Origin of the sequence: Chromobacterium indicum, assembly GCF_039708975.1 — a bacterium.
GTDB classification, from domain to species: Bacteria; Pseudomonadota; Gammaproteobacteria; order Burkholderiales; family Chromobacteriaceae; genus Chromobacterium; species Chromobacterium piscinae.
On the sequence record NZ_JAYFSJ010000005.1, the window covers coordinates 75,123 to 94,251 of the forward strand.

The window sequence follows — 19,129 nt, forward strand, 5'->3', positions numbered from 1 at the left end:
TTCGGAACAGGCTGCTAGCGCCTATTGCGCGTTGGCGTACCAGCCGCTGACGCCGGGCTGGCGCTCGTCCCACAGCGCCACCTCGTTGTACTGGATGACCGGCTGGATGTCGGTGTAATTGGGAATGTCGCCCATGATGCGCGCGGCCACCGGGCCGAAGGCCTGCTGGAAAGCCTCCGTCGATTCGCACAGCAGCGTCGCCTGCGCGACGTAATCGGGCGCGCTGCCGGGCTCGGCGCCGGACAAGCCGCGGTCCACCCTCGCGCCCTTCAGGGCATTGCCCAACAGTTGCTGCACCATCGGCATGTGCTGCCGCAGATAGTAGTCGAAATCGAAACGCGCGCCGGCGCGCTGGGGATAGGTGACGCTGACGGTGATCATCCGGGACTCCGTGGCGGTAAAGGGGGAGACGACAACTTAAACCCAAACGCCCGCATTGCCAATGTCATTCCGGGCTGGTTGTCCGACAAAATGGAACTTGCTCCCCCTTGCCCCGCTCTTTAACAGCATCTTTCACCGTTTAGGACAAAACCATGCGTATCGTGATGCTCGCCGCCGGCAGCGCGCTGTTGCTCGCCGGCTGCAACCAGCAACAAACCACCCAGCTGCAGCAGGCCGCGTCGGCCGCCATCGGCAGCGTGCACCAGGGCGTGGACAGCGCCAGCGCGCCGCTCGGCCAGCTGAAGGACCAGGCCAGCGCCGCGATCGGCGCGGCCAAGCTGGCCGCCTCCGCCGCCGCCCAAAATCCCGAGGTGCAACAGCAGGTGGACAAGCTGAAGGAACAGGCGTCGGCGCTCAAGGGCGCCATCCTGCCGAAGAAAGAATAGCGTTAACAAGATTTTGATGTCCGGCCGCCGTTTATTTAGATTCAATTTAGACACGCCGACCTAGCATGAGCCTGCATCCACCACACAGGAGAAGGTCCATGCAAACCCTGGCCGACATCTGCCGCGGCAGCGACATCCTGCTGGACGTCGACATATCGGATAAGCGCCAGTTGTTCGAATACGCCGCCCGCCAACTGGGCCAGCGCCACGCGCTGAACGCGCCGGCGCTGCAGGCCGCGCTGCAGCAGCGCGAGGAAACCGGCAGCACGGCGCTGGGCCACGGCCTGGCGCTGCCGCACGCGCGCATCGCCGGCCTGGCCGACGTGCGCGCGCTGTTTCTCGGCCTGAAGCGGGGGCTGGATTTCGACGCGCTGGACGGAGAGCCGGTGCACAGCCTGCTGGTCTTGCTGCTGCCGCGCGACACTCGCGCCCCGCACCTGCAGCTGCTGGCGGAGATCGCCCGCGTCTTCGGCGAGCGCCCGTTCCGCTCCGAGCTGGCGGCCTGCCGCCTTCCCGGCCAGGTGGACAGCCTGTTCCAGCGCTGGTCCGACCCCGAGCCCAGCAACGATCCGCATTTCATGCTGGACAGCAACCGCTATTTCCTCGACGCCGAAGCCAGCCTGCGGCCCGATTACAGCGTGCGTCGCAAGGTGACAGCCCGCTTCTGACCGTGACAGCGCGAAAACCCCTTTGCTAGGATGAGACGATGGTTTCATCCTTCCGCAATAGGCGCGCATGTCCAATTCCCTGCTGATCATGGTTTCGCTGGCGGTCGCCAGCATCGGTCTCATCACCTGGCAGCACAGCGTGCGCTCCGACCTCATCCGGGCTCGGCGCCGCTGGCTGCAGGCCTCGCTGCTGCTGGCCGCCGGCATGCTGGTGGAAGGCTATGTCGAGCCCGGCAAGGGAGAGATGCTGCGGCTGGCGCTGGGCAGCGGCATGAGCAACGCCGGCATCGCGCTGCAGCTGACCATCATCGCCCGCGTCACCGGGTTGAAGCCGCCCAACTGGCTGTGGCTGGCCGTCGGCCTGGTTTCCACGCTGGACAAGCTGCTGCCCTACCGCCCGCTGATGCTGATGCTGGAAAGCGCCGAGATTCCACTGCTCTACCTGGCCGCGGCCTGGCTGTACCAGCGCGCCGAGCGGCTGGTCAGCCGCAACCGCTTCAGCCCCACCGCGCTGCTGTTCCTGCTGGGCGCGCTGCTGTTCGTCTGGCGCGACGCCAGCGATTTCTACCTCCGGCTGCAAACCGCCATTGCGCCGGACAGCCTGGACCAGCTGCACCAGTTGGCGCTGGCTTTCGCCGCCGCCGCCCAGGTGTGCGGCGCGGTCGGCTTCCTCAACATCGTGCTGCAGCGCCAGCACAACCGGCTGGAGGACGCGGCCAACTTCGACCCGCTGACCGGCGCCGGCAACCGCCGCGCGCTGCAATACTGGCTGCGCACGCTGGAAGCGTCGGTGGAGCGCGTCTGCGTCGTGATGCTGGACATCGACCATTTCAAGTCGGTCAACGACCGCTACGGCCATCCGGCCGGCGACGCGGTGCTGCAGGTGCTGGCCGCCGTGCTGCGGGGCGGCATCCGCGACAACGACATGCTGATCCGCTATGGCGGCGAGGAGTTCTGCCTGCTGATGCCGGACGCGGACATCGAGGACGGGGTGCTGGCGACGGAGCGGCTGCTGCAGGCCTTCCGCCAGTTGGCGCCGCTGCCCAAGCAGCCGGAACTGCGCTGCGCGTTCTCAGCCGGCGTGCATGAATGGCATTGCCGGCAGCAGGACTTCGCCGACGCCCAGCAGAAGGCCGACCAGGCCCTGTATCTGGCCAAGCAGTCGGGGCGCGACCAGGTGCGCCGGCTCTAGCGGCCGACAATGGGCTGATCTACGCTGGCTTGCTCGCCGGTCTTGCCCGGACCGGCGGCCACCTCCATCCGGTGGCGTTGCTTCATCTCATACATGCGCTGGTCGGCCTTGCCCAACAGCTCTTCCGGCAGCACGAAATCATCGGGCCCGGTTTCCGAACAGCCCGCGCTCAGGGTCAGGCCGGGCAGAACAGCCGCCAACTCCTCGTTCAGGCGGGCGAGAAACACCTCCTCCGCCTGCTTGCGGTCGCAATTGGGCAGCACGATGCAGAATTCGTCGCCGCCGTAGCGGAAGCAGCCGTCCTCGAGGCGGGTAGTGCGGCCGATGATTTCGCCCAGCATGCGCAGCACCTCGTCGCCGCGCTGGTGGCCCTCGCTGTCGTTGAGCAGCTTGAAATCGTCGACGTCCAGATACACCAGAGCCACCTTTTCGTAGCGGCGCTGCGCGCTGCGCAGCATCCGGGTCAGCGTCTCGTCCAGATAGCGGCGGTTGAGCAGGCCGGTCAGCGGATCGGTGCGCGATAGCTCCTCCAGCTGGCGGGTGCGCGTCGCCACCTTTTCCTCCAGCGCGCGCGCGTATTGTTCGGACTTGTTGCGCGAGGTTTCGATCTCGGCCACCAGGCTGCGGATATAGGTCTCGAACACCAGCGCCACGTCGAACATCATCAGCTTGTCCAACGCCAGCAGCGTATGCAGCCGCACATCAGACTCGGGGATCAGCTCGGTGAGCTTTTCCGCCAGCAGGAACTTCAGCGAATCCACCGCCGCCAGGTACAGCTTGGGCTCCACGCCGATGCGCTTGTGCACCAGACCGATGCGCAAGCGGATGTTGACGTATTCCAGATCGTAAATGCCGCTGAACAGGTCCACCACGTAGCGGCGCTGCGCCGCGCGCAGCCGTTGCAGGGTGTCGGCGTCGCCGATCAAGAGCGCGATCTCCGGCGTGCTGGTCTGCAGCTCGTAAAAACGCGTCACCAGCTCTTCCAGATGCGACTCCACCAGGTTGCCGGCGGCGCGCAACAGCATTTCGTCGCGCGGCTCCAGCGCGAACAGATGCTTGCGCTGCTCGATCTCGAACTCGGTGATCCGCAACTGTTCCAGCAGGGTCTGATCGGTCTGTTTCATCCCGTTCCCCAGGACGACGATATTCTCTTAAAGCTATATGCCGGTTTGCCGCTATTCAATCCCGGCAACTACCTTCTCCGCGGCGAAACTGGCCATCTGTCCACTCAGGACCGGCGCCGGCACGGCCTTGGCGTCCAGCCTGTCCAGCGCCCAACTCCCGCGCGGCCTCTAAGCTCAGAAAAAGGAAACAGGCGATCGGCGACTTATCCACAAGCCGCCGCCCATCAGCGGGTTTATCCACAATCGTCAGCCCTCGCCCTGCTGCAGCAGCACCGCCAACTCGTCCGCCGCCTCGCTCCACTCGGCGTCGCACTCCAGCGCCTGACACAAGAAGGCGGCCTGGGCAGGCGTCCAGAACGGCGCATCGGCCAAGGCGACGCGCGGCGGCAGCGGGTGGCTGGAGATGAAGGCCCGGATGGCGGCGGGCTCGTCCGGCAAGCCCAGCTGGCGAAACAGGCCGGGCAACAAATGATTGCTGGTGTCCATCATCGACTCCCTAAGCTGGCTTCACCTCCTCATGCTAGACCCCCGCCGCCGCCTCTGTTCCGCGGCGAACGCCTAATCAGCCCCATCGGCCGGTTTTCCGCGCTTACAAGCCCAACCTGGCGCGAATCTCCGCCGTCCAGTCCACCGCCTCCCAACCCGGCTCCATTCTCAGGCTCAGGCAATAGTCGCGGCCATCGCCGGCGATTTCCATCCATACATGGACAACCCCATGGCTGTCGGGAACCAGGGTCAGCCGGATCTGGCTCCAGTTCCAGCCGGCGTCGCGCGGCCTCAGCTCCAATTCCTGATAGCAGCCCAGCGAGCCGGCGACGCCGCCGACATAGGCGATGCCGGCTTCCACCCCAGCGCCCGCCAACTCCCAGCCCAGCCGGGAAAACGCCTGCAACAAGGCTTCCATGCGCGGCGGCGGCAGCACCTGCAGCCGGTCGCTGTCGCCGGCGTCCCGCGCTTGGCCCAAGGCCAGGTCGGTATGGACCCACACCAGCGGCTCGCCGCCCAGGGCCGGGTGGCAATTGACCGGCGTCGCCTCCGGCAAGGGCAGCAGAAACGGCAAGCGCCATTCGCAGCCGGCCGGAATCCGGCATGGGCCGCTGACCGGCAGGCTGGCCAGCAACAGGGTTTCCCCGCCGCGCTCGCCTGCGGCCTCGGCCAGCAGCAGCAATTCTATTTTGGCGATGCGCTGGTCGACCGCTCCGCCGCAGACCCTCACCTCTCCGCGCAGCGTTTCGCCGGACTGCAGGCGCGGGTTCGACAGGCGGGTGGCCACAGTGGCGCCGCCGGTCTCCGCGGCGGCAAAAAACGATTTCAGCATGTTTTGGCGATCCAAATGAAAAACGGGCCGGCTCACAAGCCGACCCGATGACATTTTATGCCAAAAAAATCATAAAAATACCAAAATTGACCTATTGATCAGACCTTGCCATACAGCTTGCTGCCGCCTTTGACGAACTCGATCGACTTTTCCCGCATCCCCTCGCGCAGCGCGTCCTGCTCGCCTATGCCCTGGCTGGCCGCGTATTCGCGCACGTCCTGGGTAATCTTCATGCTGCAGAAGTGCGGACCGCACATCGAGCAGAAGTGCGCGACCTTGGCGCTGTCTTTCGGCAGCGTCTCGTCGTGGAAATCGCGCGCCTTGTCCGGGTCCAGCCCCAGGTTGAACTGGTCTTCCCAGCGGAATTCGAAGCGCGCCTTGGACAGCGCGTTGTCGCGGATCTGCGCGCCGGGATGGCCCTTGGCCAGATCCGCCGCGTGCGCCGCCAGCTTGTAGGTGATGATGCCTTCCTTGACGTCGTTCTTGTTCGGCAGACCCAGGTGTTCTTTCTGCGTCACGTAGCACAGCATCGCGGTGCCGTACCAGCCGATCTGCGCGGCGCCGATGGCCGAAGTGATGTGGTCGTAGCCGGGCGCGATGTCGGTGGTCAACGGCCCCAGGGTGTAGAAGGGCGCTTCGCGGCACCATTCCAGCTCCTTGTCCATATTCTCTTTGATCAGCTGCATCGGCACGTGTCCGGGGCCTTCAATCATCACCTGCACGTCGTGCCTCCAGGCGATCTCGGTCAGCTCGCCCAGGGTTTTCAGCTCCGACAGCTGCGCCTCGTCGTTGGCGTCCCAGGCTGAGCCCGGCCTCAGGCCGTCGCCCAGGCTGAAGGCCACATCGTAGGCCTTCATGATTTCGCAGATCTCTTCAAAGTGGGTGTAGAGGAAATTCTCGCGGTGATGCGCAAGACACCACTTGGCCATGATGGAGCCGCCGCGCGACACGATGCCGGTCATCCGGCCGGCGGTCATCGGCACGTAGGCCAAGCGCACGCCGGCATGGATGGTGAAGTAGTCGACGCCCTGCTCGGCCTGCTCGATCAGCGTGTCGCGGAAGATTTCCCAAGTCAGATCCTCGGCCTTGCCGTTCACCTTTTCCAACGCCTGGTAGATGGGCACGGTGCCGATCGGCACCGGGCTGTTGCGCAGAATCCACTCGCGGGTTTCGTGGATGTTCTTGCCGGTGGACAGGTCCATGATGGTATCCGCACCCCAGCGGGTGCCCCAGGTCATTTTGTCCACTTCCTCACTGATCGACGACGTTACCGCGCTATTGCCGATATTGCCGTTAATTTTCACCAGAAAGTTGCGGCCGATGATCATGGGCTCGGATTCCGGGTGGTTGATGTTGGCCGGGATGATGGCGCGGCCGGCGGCCACTTCCTGGCGCACGAATTCCGGCGTGATCTCTTCCGGCAGCTGGGCGCCGAAGCTTTGCCCGGCATGCTGGCGCGTCATCAGATCCAGCAGCCGCTGGTTGCCGGCGGCCTTCAGCGATTCCACATAGGCGCGGCGGTTCAGGTTCTCGCGGATGGCGACAAACTCCATTTCCGGCGTGACGATGCCCCGGCGCGCGTAGTGCATCTGGCTGACGTTGCCGCCGGCCTTGGCGCGGCGCGGCTTGCGCTGCAAATTGAAGCGCAGCTCGGCCAGCCTGGGGTCGGCCTCGCGGGCGCGGCCATATTCGCTGGACAGGCCGGGGAGCCGCTCGCAGTCGCCGCGCTCGGCGATCCAGGCGGCGCGCAAGGGCGCGAGGCCGCTCTGGATGTCGATGCGGGCGGCCGGATCGCTATAAGGGCCGCTGGTGTCGTAAACGAAGATGGGCGGATTTTTCTCGCCGCCGAATTGGGTCGGCGTGTCGGCCTGGCGAATCTCGCGCATCGGCACTTGAATGTCCGGGCGGCTGCCTGCTACATAAATCTTGCGGGAATTGGGCAAAGGCTGGATGGCGGCGGCGTCCACCACCATCTGTTTGTTCACGGGCGCGTTCATCGGGCGGGTCTCCAAAAGCGATGAAGCGGCGCAAGGAGCGGTCCGGACGGGCCGGCTGCGGGTATGGCGTGGCCATGGCGGGCAGGTGACGCTTCCCTACGCCGGTATTATCCGGGTCAGGTTCCAAGGGTATTTCTCACCCGCGCTCCGTCATCCGGCGCCATGGCCTACACTTTGGTAGCCATCTGCGCCGAACGCCAGGCGCAGGACCCCTAGCGATGCCGTGTGAAGGTAAGGCAAATATGGGATAATCGCAAGTTATCGTCATCACTCGAGTCCTTGCCGCCGACGCTGTCCTCCATGGGCGGAGCGGACTCCCAGCCCTCCGGAGTTTAAGTTGATGGATTTCGAAAAAACCCGTTTCAACATGGTCGAACAGCAGATTCGTCCGTGGGATGTTCTGGATACCAACGTGCTGGATCTGCTGTTTCACGTGAAACGCGAGGACTTCGTCGCCGACAATCAGCGCCAGCTGGCCTTCGTCGACACCGAACTGCCGCTGCCCAACGGCAGCAAGATGCTGCAGCCCAAGATGGAAGCGCGCCTGGTGCAGGACGCCGCCATCCAGCCGAGCGACAAGATTCTGGAAATCGGCACCGGCAGCGGCTACCTGACCGCGCTGCTGGCCAAGATGGGCAAGCAGGTGGTGAGCGTGGAAATCGATCCGGCGCAGAAGGAACGCGCGGCCGCCAACCTGAAAAAGGCCGGCGTTGCCAACGCCACCCTGGTCGAGGGCGACGGCGTGCTGGGCCTGGCCGAGCAAGCGCCTTACGACGTGATCGTCGTCGGCGGCTCGCTGCCGGTAGTCCCGCAAGAACTGAAGGACCAGCTGGCCGTCGGCGGCCGCCTGATCCTGGTGGCCGGCGATCTGCCGGTGATGGCTTGCAAGCTGATCGAGCGCGAAACCGACACCAGCTTCCGCGAAACCGCGCTGTTCGAGACCTGTGTCGAGCGGCTGCAGAAATTCGAGGCGGTTGAACCCGCCCGTTTCAGCTTCTGATCATGCTGCGCGAAATCACCGCTCCGGCGCTGGCGGCGCAGCTGGCCGACCCGCAGGCCGCGCGCCCGGTGCTGCTGGACGTGCGCGAAGGCTGGGAATACCAGCTGGCGCACATCGAAGGCAGCGTGCACATCCCGATGAATCTGATCCCGATCCGGATGAGCGAGCTGCCGGACGACGCGCCCATCGTCGCCATCTGCCACCACGGCATGCGCAGCGCCCAGGTGGCGCTGTTCCTGCTGAACGCCGGCTTCGAGAACGTGATCAATCTGCAGGGCGGCATCGACGCCTGGTCGACCCAGGTAGACCCGGCCGTCGCCCGGTATTGATGCTGGACTGGACGGTTCGTCGCCCCTCTGACGCGACGCGCCCTGCAAACACCGCCCCCGGGCGGTGTTTTGTTTTGGAACGAATCGCGCAGCCATCTTTCCAAGCCACGTTAACCGCCTGGCGATCCATAGCAAAGAACCCGATATGTCTTCTCTGACCTACCTCGCTCCCGCCCTCGCCCGCGTCCACCCCGCCTGGGAAAAGGTGCTGGGCCAACCCGCCATCGCCGCCCGTCTGGCCGAAATCGACCGCCAGCTGGTCCTGCAGCAAGGCGACGGCAAGACGCTGTTTCCGCCCCCGCCCCAGGTGTTCAACGCGCTGACCTTCGCCGCGCCGGCCGACGTCAAGGTGGTGATCCTGGGCCAGGACCCCTACCACGGCGACGGCGAGGCGATGGGCCTGTCGTTTTCGGTGCCAGACGGCGCGCGCGTGCCGCCGTCCCTGCGCAACATCTACAAGGAGCTGGCGGCCGACCTCGGCCACGGCATTCCCGCCTGCGGCGACCTCAGCCACTGGGCGCAGCAGGGCGTGTTGCTGCTCAACAGCGTGCTCACCGTCGAACGGGACAAGGCCGGCAGCCACGGCAAGTTTGGCTGGCAGCCAGTCAGCGACGCGCTGATCGACGCCGTCAACCGCGACAACCCCGGCTGCGTGTTCCTGCTGTGGGGCAATTGGGCGCAGACCAAGGCCGAACGCATCGACACCAGCCGCCATCTGGTGCTGACCGCCGCCCACCCCTCGCCTTTGTCCGCCAGCCGCGGCTTCCACGGCTGCCGCCACTTTTCCCAGGTCAACGCCTGGCTGATCGCCCGCGGCCGCCAGCCGGTGCGCTGGGAAGCGGCTCCCGCCGCGCAAAACACGCTGTTCTGAAACGCCGCCGCCGCCGCGCCGCTTTCCGCGGCGGGCCGCTTGCCCTAAGCTAGTAGCTCCTCCACTCCCCCGCTCTCATCGTGGAAATCCTGCTGCTGCTGGGCCTGATCCTGTTGAACGCCGTGTTCGCGATGGCCGAGATCGCCATCGTCTCCTCGCGCAAGGTCAGGCTGCTGCAAAAGGCCGAAGACGGCCACAAGGGCGCCCGCGCCGCGCTGGCGCTGGCTTCCGAGCCCACCCGCTTCCTGTCCACCGTCCAGATCGGCATCACTTCGATCAGCATCCTGTCCGGCGTCTACGGCGAAGCGGCGCTGTCCGAGCATCTCCGCAGCGCGCTGCTGGACGTGCCGCTGCTGGCGCCGTACAGCAAGCCGCTGTCGGTGGCGCTGATGGTGCTGTTCATCACCACGCTGTCGCTGATCCTGGGCGAACTGGTGCCCAAGCGGCTGGCACTGCTGAACCCGGAACGGGTGGCGATGGCGCTGGCGCGGCCGATGCTGCTGCTGTCGCGCGCCAGCGGCCCGCTGGTGCAGGTGTTCAGCCGCGTCACCGACGGCCTGCTGCGCCTCTTGGGCGCCAAGAAGAGCGACGAGCCGTCGATCACCGAAGACGAGATCCGCACGCTGATGGAACAGGGCGCCGACGAAGGCGTGTTCGACCGCGCCGAACAGGAACTGGTGGAAAACATCTTCCGCCTGGACAACCGCAAGGCGTCGGCGGTGATGACGCCGCGCAAGGACGTGGTGATCCTGGACCTGGAAGACGGACCGGAACGCAATCGCGAGCTGTTGCTGGCCTATCCATTCAGCCATTTTCCGGTCTGCCGCGGCGACACCGACCAAGTGATAGGCGTGCTCAACGCCAAGACCCTGCTGGACCGCCTGCTGCGCGGCGAGCCGCTGGACTTCGCCGCCGAGCTGTCGCCGCCGTTGTACGTGCCGTCCACCTGCTCGCTGATGCAATTGCTGGAGCAGTTCAAGCAGGCGCGCAGCCACAGCGCGCTGGTGGTGGACGAATACGGCGAGCTGGAGGGCCTGGTGTCGATCAACAACGTGATGGAAGCCATCGTCGGCGACCTGCCAGCCATTGGCGGCGAAAGCGACGAGATCGTGCAGAGAGAGGATGGCAGCTGGCTGGTGGACGGCATGGTGTCGCTGGAGCATTTCCGCGAGTTCTTCGAGCTGGAGGCTCAGTTGCCCGGCGAGGCCGGCGGCAACATCCACACCCTGGCCGGCGTGATCCTGCACCAGTTGGGCCGCGTGCCCAGCGTCACCGACCGGTTCGAATGGAACGGCTTCAGCTTCGAGGTGGTGGACATGGACCGCACCCGGGTAGACAAGATCCTGGTGCAGCGCCATCACCTGCCGCAGCCGGAGTTCGAGTCGATATGAACGTCGTCCCCGCCGCCTCCCGTCCCGACGCCTGGCTGGCCCTGCGCGCCGCGCTGTGGCCGCACTGCCCGCTAGATAGACACCAGGAGGAAATCGACGCCCAGAGCGCCGATGTCCGCCGCTGCGCCGCCTTTGTCGCGCTCGATGGCCGCGGAGACGCCGTCGGCCTGATCGAGCTCGCGCTGCGCGTCGATTACGTCAACGGCACCTCCAGCTCGCCGGTGGCCTTCGTCGAAGGCCTGTACGTGGCGCCGGAGCATAGGCGCGCCGGCATGGCGGCCCTGCTGCTGGCTGCGGCCAAGAACTGGGCCATCCGCCGCGGCTGCGCCGAGCTGGCCTCCGACACCGGCCTCGACAATCTGGTCTCACAGCAAGCGCACCTGGGCCTGGGCTTCGAGGAAACCGAGCGCGTGGTGTTCTACCGGATGGCGCTGTAAACGTCCTCAGCGCGCCGCGCGCTGCGCCAGCCTGGCCTCCCCCTCCCCGAACACCTCCAGCGTCGCCCAGGCGCCGTTGAGCAGGCTCCATTGCGGCGGCACGTGGCCGATGTCGGCATCCACCGCCACCGGATACGGCAAACCGTCCAAAGCGGCGCGCAACGCCCCCTCGTAGCTCAAAGCATCGCCGTCGGCCGCGTCAGGGCCGCCTCTGCGGCCCAATACCAGCCCGGCGAGGCCATCCAGCGCGCCGGACAGCCGCATGCCCGCCAGGGCCCTTAAAACGCCGCAGGGCGCGAGTTCGCAGTTTTCCAGGTACAGGATGGCCGGCTCCGCCTTGAACGCGTCCAGATCGAAATACGGCGTGCCCTGCAGCGACGCCAGCACGTCCAGGCAGCCGCCGATCAATCTGCCCTCCATTTTCCCGCCCCCGCCGCCCAGCAGCCGCACCCGGTTGGCGAACTGCCGGCCCGGCTCGTCCCAGCGCCAGTAGCGGCCATGCTGCGTCTGCGCCGGCGGCATGCCGGTTTCCAACGCCGCCAGCAGCGCCTCGTTGCCGAATGCCCGATCCTTCAAGGGCAGATCCATCAGGTTGGGGCCGTGCAGCGTCGCCCAGCCGGCGCGCAGCGTCAGCGGCGCCATCAGCGTGGACACGTCGGAGAAGCCGGCCACCCACTTCGGCGGCAGCTCGGCCAGCGCGGCGAAATCCAGGCCCGGCAGCAGCTCGATCGCCCGCTCGCCGCCCCAAGGCGGCAGGATGGCGCGGATGCCGGGGTCGAACAGGAAACGCCGCAATTCGGCCAACCGCGCCGCGGCGGATGCGCTGGCATCGTGTTTCTCGTCGCGCAGGCATTCGCCCTCCACCACGCGGTAGCCGCGCGCGCGCAGCTCGTTCAGCGCGTCGTCCAGCCGGCCGTGCAGCTGCGGATGGACGCCGGAGGAAAAGGCGGTGACGGCGATGGCGTCGCCGGGCTGGAGCGGCGCGGGAAAGCGGATGGGCATGGGTGTGGTCTCGAAGCGTGTGGATAGGCCTGCCGCGCTCAGTCCCGCCGCGGCAGATCGAGCGCGAAGGTGATGCCGGTGCTTTTCTGCTGGTAGCCGATGCGGTGGTAGAAGGCGTGGGCCCAGGTGCGGTGGATGCCGGAGCGCAGCCGGATGCGCGGATAGCCGCGTTCATGCGCCCACCGTTCGCAGGCTTCCAGCAGCAGCCGGCCTATGCCCAGGCCGCGGCAGCCAGGATCGACGACGATGCCGCCGATTTCGACATAGCTGTCCGCTTGCAGCAGATGGCCGCCGTGGCCGTGGATCCAGCCGACCACCTCGCCCTCCCGTTCCGCCACCCAGATCTCGTTGTCGACGGCGTCCCGCGCCGTGGCGTAGCGGGACGCCAGCTGCTCGGGGGTGGTCGGATAGTCGAGGTCGCCGCACAGGCGCGCCACCGCGTCGATGTCGGCTTCCGTCATGGTGCGGATGAGAATGGGGTTCATGTGGTCGGTTCCGAAGCAAACACCCATCCTAAGGGAATCCGGCAGACAAACCAAATGTCATTTCGCGCGGCGAACCAGGCCCGCGCCAGCCGCCCGTCGTTCAGAAGCTTGTCAGCCGTTCTTGTTCAGCCGGCGGAGTTCGATCAGCTTCGCGTACTTGATATAGCTGTTGAAGCAGCCGATCGAAATGTGCACCAGGCCCGGCAAACCATCCAGGAAGCCGCGGCGGACGAAATAGAACTTGAAGAAGCGCAGCAACGGGCTGAACAGCAGCTTGCCGGCGCCCACCTTCTTGCCGCGCTTGTACAGCTGTTCCGCCTGCAGCGAGGTATAGCGGTTCTGCTTGGATAAATAGAGCGCGATGTCCTCGCCGGACTCGTGCATCAGGTCTCCCCCCAATTTTTCCACAGGTCCGTCGCAGATCACGTACTCGTGCACCGCGTCGTCGGACCAGCGCGCGCGGCGGCGATCGAACAAGCGCAGCGACCAGTCCGGATAACCCTCGCCGTGTTTCAGGAAACGTCCCATGAAACGGTTGCAGCGCGGAAAGCGATAGGCGGCGGCCTGTGGATTTTCCAGCATCTTATTGATAGACAAGGACAATTCTTCGGACAGGTATTCGTCCGCATCCAGGCACAGCACCCAGTCGTGGCTGGCCTGGCTGACCGCGAATTGCTTCTGCGGACCGAATCCCAGCCATTCCTGGTGGATAACTTTAGCCTGATAGGCGGAGGCTATTGCCAATGTGCTATCGCTGCTGCCGGAATCCACAACCACGATCTCGTCCACAAAGCTCAATTTCTGCAGACATTGTTCCAATTGTTTGTCTGCATTCTTGGTGATTAGCACCGCGCTGACAGCTACTCGCATCTTTTCATGTATTCCCATTTATAAAATGATGAAACTGGTAGAAGGTTGCTTCTTCTTGTGGATAAGTACATTTATCCGTTTATTTTCAATACATTGATTCTATCCAAAAGCTGTTGCCAGCCGTGCTCGCAATCGGGTGAGCAGTTGTGGATAACTTTGACGATTTCTGCAGACCCATGGTTGTCCACAGTTGTTGATCCAGTTTTGCAGACTGGTTTGTGCACGACTTTTTTTGCATCCAAGCTGGCCTGCCTCAGCGGTTTTTCATTAACGCAACTATAAAATGATGAAACTGCTGAAGGTGGCACTTTGCTGTGGACAATTGCTAAAAAGGCCTTTGCTTCATAGGTTTGCCCTGTTGATAGGCATGGGATTATTGTATAGGGCAATGGCAGGGCAGATTGTGGATAAATCCGGCAGGACTTATTCACAGCCTCTTATCCACATCCCGTCACGAGGGATTTTACGTGGTTAACCACAGCCCCGCTCGGGTACAATGCGCGCCATGATGAATGTGCTGATTGTGCGCACCTCGTCGATGGGCGACCTTATCCACACTTGGCCGGCCATTACCGAGCTGAAAACGCATTACCCGAATATCCGCTTGAGCTGGCTGACCGAGGAAAGCTTCGCCGACATCGCCCGCCTGCACCCGCAGGTGGACGAGGTGCTGACGCTGAGCTGGCGCAGTTGGCGCCGGCGCTTGTGGCAGCCCGCCGCCTGGCGCGAACTGAAGGCTTTGAAGCAAAAGCTGCGCGACGCGCGCTTCGACCTGGTGCTGGACAGCCAGGGCTTGCTCAAGAGCGCGATTCCCGCCCGCTGGGCGCGCGCGCCGTTGGCCGGGCTGGGCTGGAGCAGCGCGCGCGAGGCCTTGGCCAGCCTGTTCTACGACAAGAAGCACAAGGTTTCCCGCAAGTTGTCCGCGATCGCGCGCAACCGGCAGTTGTTCGGCCTTAGCTTCGGCTACGCGCCGGAGGGCCAGCCGCGGTTCGGCGTCCGGCCCGGCGAGCGGCCCAGCTGGATGCTCAGCGGCCGCTACGCGGTGCTGCTGCACGCGACCAGCCGCGCCTCCAAGGAATGGCCGGAAGCGCGTTGGGTGGCGCTGGGAACCGCGCTGTCGGCCCATCATGACATGGTGACGGTGCTGCCCTGGGGCAGCGACAAGGAAAAGGCGCGCGCCGAACGGCTGGCCGCGCAGCTGCCGGCCGCGGTGGTGGCGCCCAAGATGAGCCTGGGCGAAGCCGCCGGGCTGCTGGGCCACGCCAGCGCGGTGATAGGCGTGGACACCGGCCTGGTGCACCTGGCCAACGCGCTGAACGTGCCGGTGGCCGCCATTTACACCGATACCGATCCGCAGCAGACCGGCGTGGTGGAAACGCCGTGGGCGACCAATCTGGGCAATATCGGCCAGTGTCCCACTGTGGATGAGGTGCTGGCGGCGCTGCAATCGCGGCGGGATTGGACATGAGCTGGCAGCTGGCGCTGTACAACGGCCTGTGGCGCGCGCTGACGCCGCTGGTGCGGCGCTATCTGAGGAAGCGGGCGCGCAAGGCGCCGGCTTACCTGGAGCACTGGGACGAGCGTTTCGGACAGGCTCTGTCGCCCAAGGCCACCGGCGCGATCTGGATCCACGCGGTGTCGGTAGGCGAGACGCGCGCCGCGCAGCCGCTGGTGGCCGCGCTGCACCGCGAATGGCCGGACGCGCCGCTGTTGCTGACCCAGATGACGCCGACCGGCCGCGCCACCGCCGAGCAGTTGTACCCGGACGCCGAGATCCGCTACCTGCCCTACGATTATCCACAGGCCGCCGCCGATTTTCTGCGCGCCTACCGGCCGCGTTGCGGCGTGCTGATGGAAACCGAGATCTGGCCCAATCTGATCCACGCGGCGGCGGCGCAGCGGGTGCCTTTGCTGCTGGCCAATGCCAGATTGTCGGAAAAATCGCTGAACGGCTATCGCAAGATCGCCGGCCTGATTTCGCCGGCTTTGGCGAAATTGACCGCTGTTGCCGCGCAAACGGCGGAAGATGCCAGCCGTTTGCTTGCATTAGGCGCGAAAAACGTCCGCGTCTGCGGTAGCAGCAAATATGATATTGAAGTGCCTGAATCGCAACGTCATCTGGCCGCCGACTTCCGAGCGCGGGCCGGCGGGCGGCGCGCGCTGCTGTGCGCGAGCACCCGCGAAGGCGAGGAAGCGCTGATTCTGGATGCTTGGCTGGCCGCTGGCGATGCGGTCGGTGATGCGCTGCTGGTGATGGTTCCGCGCCATCCGGAACGCTGGGACGAGGTGGAAAGATTGGCCGCCGAGCGCGGCCTGAAGCCGCAGCGCCGCAGCGACGGCGCCGCCATCGCCGCCGACACCCGGTTGTGGCTGGGCGACAGCATGGGCGAGATGTTCGGCTACCTTGGAGCGTGCGACGTCGCCTTCATCGGTGGCAGCCTGCTGCCTTACGGCTGCCACAACCTGATCGAGCCGGCCCAGATGGGCGTGCCGGCGCTGTTCGGCCCGTCGGTGTTCAATTTCCAGCAGGCCGCCGCCGATTCGCTGGCCGCCGGCGCCGGCCGCCAGGTGGGCGACGCCGCCGAGCTGGTGTCGACGGCCTTGGCGCTGGTGGACGATCCCGCCGCCGGCGAGGCGATGCGCCAGGGCGCGGCGCGCTTCCGCGACGCCCACCGCGGCGCCAGCGAACGGATGTTGGCGCTGATCCGCCAGGCGCTGTCTTCCTGATGGCCGCTCACAGCTTTTTTCGGGCCGTGTGGCCTAAAAATGAAAAACCGCCCTTCCGGGCGGTTTTTTTCATGGCTGGCGTCATTGTCCCAGCCATTTGGCGGACAGCCTGGCGAAGCCGCCGTCCTGCATCCGCTGGCTCAGCCATTGATCGACCCAGGCTTTCCAGCGCCACTCGTTGGGCAGCAGGTAGGCTTTCTGCGAGAAGTCGAACGGCTTGTCCGGATGGATGGCGCACAATTCCGGATGCAGCTTCTGCTGGTAACGGGTTTCCACCGCGTCGGTGACCATCGCATCGGCCTTGCCGTCGATGATCTGCTGGAAAATGCGGTTATTGTCGGGGAAAACCGTCAAATTGGTATCCGGCAGACGTTGGCGGGCGAAGCGCTCGTTGGTGCCGCCCGGATTGACCACCAGCCGCGTTTGCTTGCGGTTCAGCTGTTCCAGCGTCTGGAAGCGGGCCGCGTTGTCGCAGCGGGCGATCGGCGTCTTGCCGTCGTTCAGGTAGGCGGCGGAATACAGCGCCTGCTTCTGCCGCTCCAGGCTGATGGAGATGCCGCTCATCGCAATGTCGAACTTGCCGTCGCGCTGGTCGCGCATCAGCGTCGGCCAGCTGGTGGCCACCAGTTGCAGCTTCACGCCCAGCGCGCGCGCCAGATCCTCGGCCATGTCGATGTCCAGGCCGCGGTATTGGCCGCTGGCGGAGTCCAGCCGGCTGAACGGCAGGTAGTCGCCGGTGGTGCCGACGCGCAGCTCGCCGCGAGCGAGGATGTCGTCCAGGCGGTCGGCCTGGGCGGCCGGACTCAGCGACAGCGCCGCCAGGCAGGCGGCGGCGATGGTTGGGGCTTTCATTGGCTGCCTTCGCGCGGATTCAAGGGGAAGGCGAACAGGTCGCGGCGGTAGGTTTCCACCACCAGGCTGAACGGCGTGTTGCCGTCCTTGTACAGCACGGCGCGGTGCTGCAGCACTTGTTCCGGGATGTCCAGGCCGCGCTTGGCGTCGGCGGCCGGCAGCGGGCGGGTTTCCCAGCCTTGCGGCAGCGGCGACCACAACAGCTTCGCGCTTTCGGTGCGGCGGGTGAAGTCCAGCGCCTTGACCGCGGCGCCGAACGGCGTGTCGGTGGTGTCCAGCAGGCGGTTCATCTCGGCGGTGAGCCGCGACGGCACGTACCAGTTGTCGGCTTCGGACAGCACGCGGTCGCCGCAGGCCAGCTGAACCCGGCGGTAGCCGATGGGCTCGTCGGCGCCCACCTTCAGCTGGCGGCGGATCTCGGCGTCGGCCGGCTTGCGGGTGGCGGTGTCGCGCAGCGCGCGGATGCGGGCCTCGGCGGCCAGTTTGTGCTCGCCGCACCATTGCTGCAGCGTGCGGGTGGCGCTGGGATTGCTCAGCAGGGTGGCGTTCAGCGTCTGCAACAGCGCCTGCGCCTTGACGCGGGTGTCGGCGCCGTCTTGCCAGCCGGGATAGGACCAGGCTTCGGCGCGGGCCTGGCCGGCCATCAGCAGCGCGGCGGGCAACATCCAGGCCAGCGTTCGTTGGCGAAATCTTCCGGCATGGGTTTGGTGGGTGGCGTTATGCTTCATAGATTTTTACAAAAGTAGAACAAACATACTAATGAGGCCAATAGTAAACGCAAAGTTCCGCTAAGTTGAAAACAGGGTCGACCGCACTGGGCGGGCCGGCCCGTTTTCGCCTTTTCGAGTCGCCCTGCGAGGAGCCGTCATGGCTAAAGATTTTTCTCCCTTGCCCACTCTGACTCTGCCGCGCACCACCGACCTGGTGAGACTGGACCAGCGGCCCCATCCGCCGATAGGCGTGGACAGTCCGGCGTTGAGCGTGATGACCGACCTGAAGCTGGTCAATCCGATAGGCATACGCGCCGACGCCGATCTGCGCGAAGCCCATCAGCGCATGGTCAGCCACGGCATCCGCCTGCTATTCGTCCATGACGACGACGGCAGCCTGCTGGGTCTGGTCACCGCCGTCGACCTGCTGGGCGAGCGGCCCATCCAATGCATGAAGGAACACGGCAAGCACTACGCCGATATCCAGGTATCCGATGTGATGACGCCGCGCGGGCGGCTGGACGCGTTGAGCCTGGCCGACGTGGCCATAGCCAATGTCGGCCAGCTGGTCGCCACCATGCAGCATCTGGGCCGCCAGCACGCGCTGGTGGTGGAAGTGAATCCGTCCAACGGCCACCACGAGCTGTGCGGCTTGTTCTCCACCTCGCATATGGCGCGTTTGCTGGGACAACCGCTGTCCTTCATCCGCGTGCCGCAGGCGCTGTCGGAAATCCAGTACTCGCTGCTGCACGCCGGCTGACGCTTGGCGAGGACGGCAAGAATCGGGTCGCCGCCGGGCGCGCGCCGCCATAGACTTCGGACATCGCAATGATACGAAGGAGAGCGGCATGGCCTGGCAACTGGAAACCCTGGACCCGGTTTTCGCCGAACGGGCGCGGCGCGAAGGCATCGACGCCCTCGGCCAGCCGGTGCGGCGGCGGCCGGCCGCCGGCGGCGAACCGTTCCGCGACGCGCTGCGCCGCGCCCGTCCGGGCGAAATGCTGATCCTGGCGGGCTACAGCCCTTTCCGCCAGATTGGGCCCTACCGCGAGTACGGTCCGGTTTTCCTGGCCGCCGAGCCGCAGCCGGAACCCTTGCCGGAGCTGGCGTCGCTGCTGAGCCGTGCCGGCGAAGAGGCCTACCTTGGCGAAAGCGTGGCGCTGCGCGCCTACGACGGCGAACAAACCCTGCTGGAAGCGGCGTTGCTGCCGACGCGCGAGGCCGAGGCCAAGTTGACGCGTTGGGAGGCGCGGCCGGAGATCGCGTTCGCGATGCTGCGTTTTCCCGCGCACGGCTGCTACGCTTTGCGGTTGAACCGGAGCGAATGAG

23 protein-coding genes are annotated in these 19,129 nt (G+C 65.5%); 12 read left to right on the forward strand and 11 right to left on the reverse strand.

Annotation, left to right across the window (positions count from 1 at the left end; all coding sequences use genetic code 11):
- Positions 1 to 21 precede the first annotated feature (21 nt).
- Positions 22 to 381: an EthD family reductase gene (locus tag VA599_RS08320; RefSeq protein ID WP_021474956.1), complete on the reverse strand. Its 360-nt coding sequence runs from the start codon at positions 379 to 381 to the stop codon at positions 22 to 24.
- A gap of 152 nt (positions 382 to 533) precedes the next feature.
- On the opposite strand from VA599_RS08320, the gene VA599_RS08325 reads away from it, so the two are divergent.
- The 3 genes from VA599_RS08325 (at position 534) to VA599_RS08335 (ending at position 2,687) form a co-directional block, all read left to right on the forward strand.
- Positions 534 to 827 carry a hypothetical protein gene (locus VA599_RS08325; protein WP_021474955.1) on the forward strand — a complete coding sequence of 98 codons (294 nt, stop codon included), beginning with the start codon at positions 534 to 536 and terminating at the stop codon, positions 825 to 827.
- Between the two features lie 98 nt (positions 828 to 925).
- Positions 926 to 1,495: a PTS sugar transporter subunit IIA gene (locus tag VA599_RS08330; RefSeq protein WP_346788238.1), complete on the forward strand. Its 570-nt coding sequence runs from the start codon at positions 926 to 928 to the stop codon at positions 1,493 to 1,495.
- A gap of 67 nt (positions 1,496 to 1,562) precedes the next feature.
- The gene (locus VA599_RS08335; protein WP_346788239.1) at positions 1,563 to 2,687 is read left to right on the forward strand and encodes a GGDEF domain-containing protein; all 1,125 of its coding nucleotides are present in this window, start codon (positions 1,563 to 1,565) and stop codon (positions 2,685 to 2,687) included.
- Here the strand turns inward: VA599_RS08335 and VA599_RS08340 are convergent.
- The 4 genes from VA599_RS08340 to thiC form a co-directional block, all read right to left on the reverse strand.
- Complete coding sequence (locus tag VA599_RS08340; protein ID WP_021474952.1) at positions 2,684 to 3,811, reverse strand: GGDEF domain-containing protein; 1,128 nt, start codon at positions 3,809 to 3,811, stop codon at positions 2,684 to 2,686. The genes VA599_RS08335 and VA599_RS08340 overlap by 4 nt on opposite strands.
- Positions 3,812 to 4,057: 246 nt before the next feature.
- The gene (locus tag VA599_RS08345) at positions 4,058 to 4,297 is read right to left on the reverse strand and encodes a DUF2789 domain-containing protein (protein ID WP_104948020.1); all 240 of its coding nucleotides are present in this window, start codon (positions 4,295 to 4,297) and stop codon (positions 4,058 to 4,060) included.
- 103 nt (positions 4,298 to 4,400) lie between these two features.
- Positions 4,401 to 5,129 carry a sporulation protein gene (locus VA599_RS08350; protein WP_021474950.1) on the reverse strand — a complete coding sequence of 243 codons (729 nt, stop codon included), beginning with the start codon at positions 5,127 to 5,129 and terminating at the stop codon, positions 4,401 to 4,403.
- A 98-nt stretch (positions 5,130 to 5,227) separates the two neighbouring features.
- Positions 5,228 to 7,102 carry a phosphomethylpyrimidine synthase ThiC gene (gene thiC / locus VA599_RS08355; RefSeq protein ID WP_429838608.1) on the reverse strand — a complete coding sequence of 625 codons (1,875 nt, stop codon included), beginning with the start codon at positions 7,100 to 7,102 and terminating at the stop codon, positions 5,228 to 5,230.
- A gap of 364 nt (positions 7,103 to 7,466) precedes the next feature.
- Between thiC and VA599_RS08360 the strand changes: the two genes are divergently transcribed.
- From VA599_RS08360 to aac(6'), 5 genes are all read left to right on the forward strand, one after another.
- Positions 7,467 to 8,126, forward strand: a complete 660-nt coding sequence (locus tag VA599_RS08360; protein WP_021474948.1) for a protein-L-isoaspartate O-methyltransferase family protein — start codon at positions 7,467 to 7,469, stop codon at positions 8,124 to 8,126.
- Positions 8,127 to 8,128: 2 nt separating this feature from the next.
- On the forward strand, positions 8,129 to 8,455 hold the full coding sequence (locus VA599_RS08365; protein ID WP_104945755.1) for a rhodanese-like domain-containing protein: 327 nt from the start codon (positions 8,129 to 8,131) through the stop codon (positions 8,453 to 8,455).
- A gap of 145 nt (positions 8,456 to 8,600) precedes the next feature.
- A complete protein-coding gene (locus tag VA599_RS08370) occupies positions 8,601 to 9,326 on the forward strand; it encodes a uracil-DNA glycosylase (RefSeq protein WP_346788241.1) in 726 nt (241 codons plus the stop codon).
- A gap of 80 nt (positions 9,327 to 9,406) precedes the next feature.
- Positions 9,407 to 10,717, forward strand: a complete 1,311-nt coding sequence (locus VA599_RS08375; protein ID WP_021474945.1) for a hemolysin family protein — start codon at positions 9,407 to 9,409, stop codon at positions 10,715 to 10,717.
- Positions 10,714 to 11,154 (forward strand): aminoglycoside 6'-N-acetyltransferase, encoded by a 441-nt coding sequence (aac(6'), locus tag VA599_RS08380; protein ID WP_021474944.1) that lies wholly within the window; start codon positions 10,714 to 10,716, stop codon positions 11,152 to 11,154. The genes VA599_RS08375 and aac(6') overlap by 4 nt, the downstream gene beginning before the upstream one ends.
- Positions 11,155 to 11,160: 6 nt before the next feature.
- Here aac(6') and VA599_RS08385 read toward each other — a convergent pair whose 3' ends face one another.
- From VA599_RS08385 to VA599_RS08400, 4 genes are all read right to left on the reverse strand, one after another.
- Complete coding sequence (locus tag VA599_RS08385; protein ID WP_346788242.1) at positions 11,161 to 12,156, reverse strand: S66 family peptidase; 996 nt, start codon at positions 12,154 to 12,156, stop codon at positions 11,161 to 11,163.
- Positions 12,157 to 12,194: 38 nt separating this feature from the next.
- Positions 12,195 to 12,641 carry a GNAT family N-acetyltransferase gene (locus VA599_RS08390; protein WP_158677458.1) on the reverse strand — a complete coding sequence of 149 codons (447 nt, stop codon included), beginning with the start codon at positions 12,639 to 12,641 and terminating at the stop codon, positions 12,195 to 12,197.
- Between the two features lie 111 nt (positions 12,642 to 12,752).
- Positions 12,753 to 13,511 carry a glycosyltransferase family 2 protein gene (locus tag VA599_RS08395; RefSeq protein ID WP_346788243.1) on the reverse strand — a complete coding sequence of 253 codons (759 nt, stop codon included), beginning with the start codon at positions 13,509 to 13,511 and terminating at the stop codon, positions 12,753 to 12,755.
- A 71-nt stretch (positions 13,512 to 13,582) separates the two neighbouring features.
- Positions 13,583 to 13,942 (reverse strand): hypothetical protein, encoded by a 360-nt coding sequence (locus VA599_RS08400; RefSeq protein ID WP_346788244.1) that lies wholly within the window; start codon positions 13,940 to 13,942, stop codon positions 13,583 to 13,585.
- 77 nt (positions 13,943 to 14,019) lie between these two features.
- Here VA599_RS08400 and waaC point away from each other — a divergent pair, with 77 nt between their 5' ends.
- The gene (gene waaC / locus VA599_RS08405; protein WP_031295214.1) at positions 14,020 to 14,979 is read left to right on the forward strand and encodes a lipopolysaccharide heptosyltransferase I; all 960 of its coding nucleotides are present in this window, start codon (positions 14,020 to 14,022) and stop codon (positions 14,977 to 14,979) included.
- Positions 14,976 to 16,238 carry a lipid IV(A) 3-deoxy-D-manno-octulosonic acid transferase gene (gene waaA, locus VA599_RS08410; RefSeq protein ID WP_346788245.1) on the forward strand — a complete coding sequence of 421 codons (1,263 nt, stop codon included), beginning with the start codon at positions 14,976 to 14,978 and terminating at the stop codon, positions 16,236 to 16,238. The genes waaC and waaA overlap by 4 nt, the downstream gene beginning before the upstream one ends.
- A gap of 81 nt (positions 16,239 to 16,319) precedes the next feature.
- Here the strand turns inward: waaA and VA599_RS08415 are convergent, their stop codons facing one another.
- Positions 16,320 to 17,090 (reverse strand): transporter substrate-binding domain-containing protein, encoded by a 771-nt coding sequence (locus VA599_RS08415; protein ID WP_346788246.1) that lies wholly within the window; start codon positions 17,088 to 17,090, stop codon positions 16,320 to 16,322.
- Positions 17,087 to 17,818: a chorismate--pyruvate lyase family protein gene (locus tag VA599_RS08420; RefSeq protein WP_346788247.1), complete on the reverse strand. Its 732-nt coding sequence runs from the start codon at positions 17,816 to 17,818 to the stop codon at positions 17,087 to 17,089. Before VA599_RS08420 ends, VA599_RS08415 begins: the two co-directional genes overlap by 4 nt.
- 139 nt (positions 17,819 to 17,957) lie before the next feature.
- Here VA599_RS08420 and VA599_RS08425 point away from each other — a divergent pair, with 139 nt between their 5' ends.
- Both VA599_RS08425 and VA599_RS08430 read left to right on the forward strand, forming a co-directional pair.
- Entirely contained in the window at positions 17,958 to 18,560 is a 603-nt protein-coding gene (locus VA599_RS08425) for a CBS domain-containing protein (protein ID WP_021474936.1), read from the forward strand.
- Between the two features lie 88 nt (positions 18,561 to 18,648).
- Positions 18,649 to 19,128, forward strand: coding sequence for a DUF1203 domain-containing protein (locus tag VA599_RS08430; protein ID WP_346788248.1), 480 nt, complete (start codon positions 18,649 to 18,651; stop codon positions 19,126 to 19,128).
- The last annotated feature ends 1 nt before the right edge of the window (position 19,129 follow it).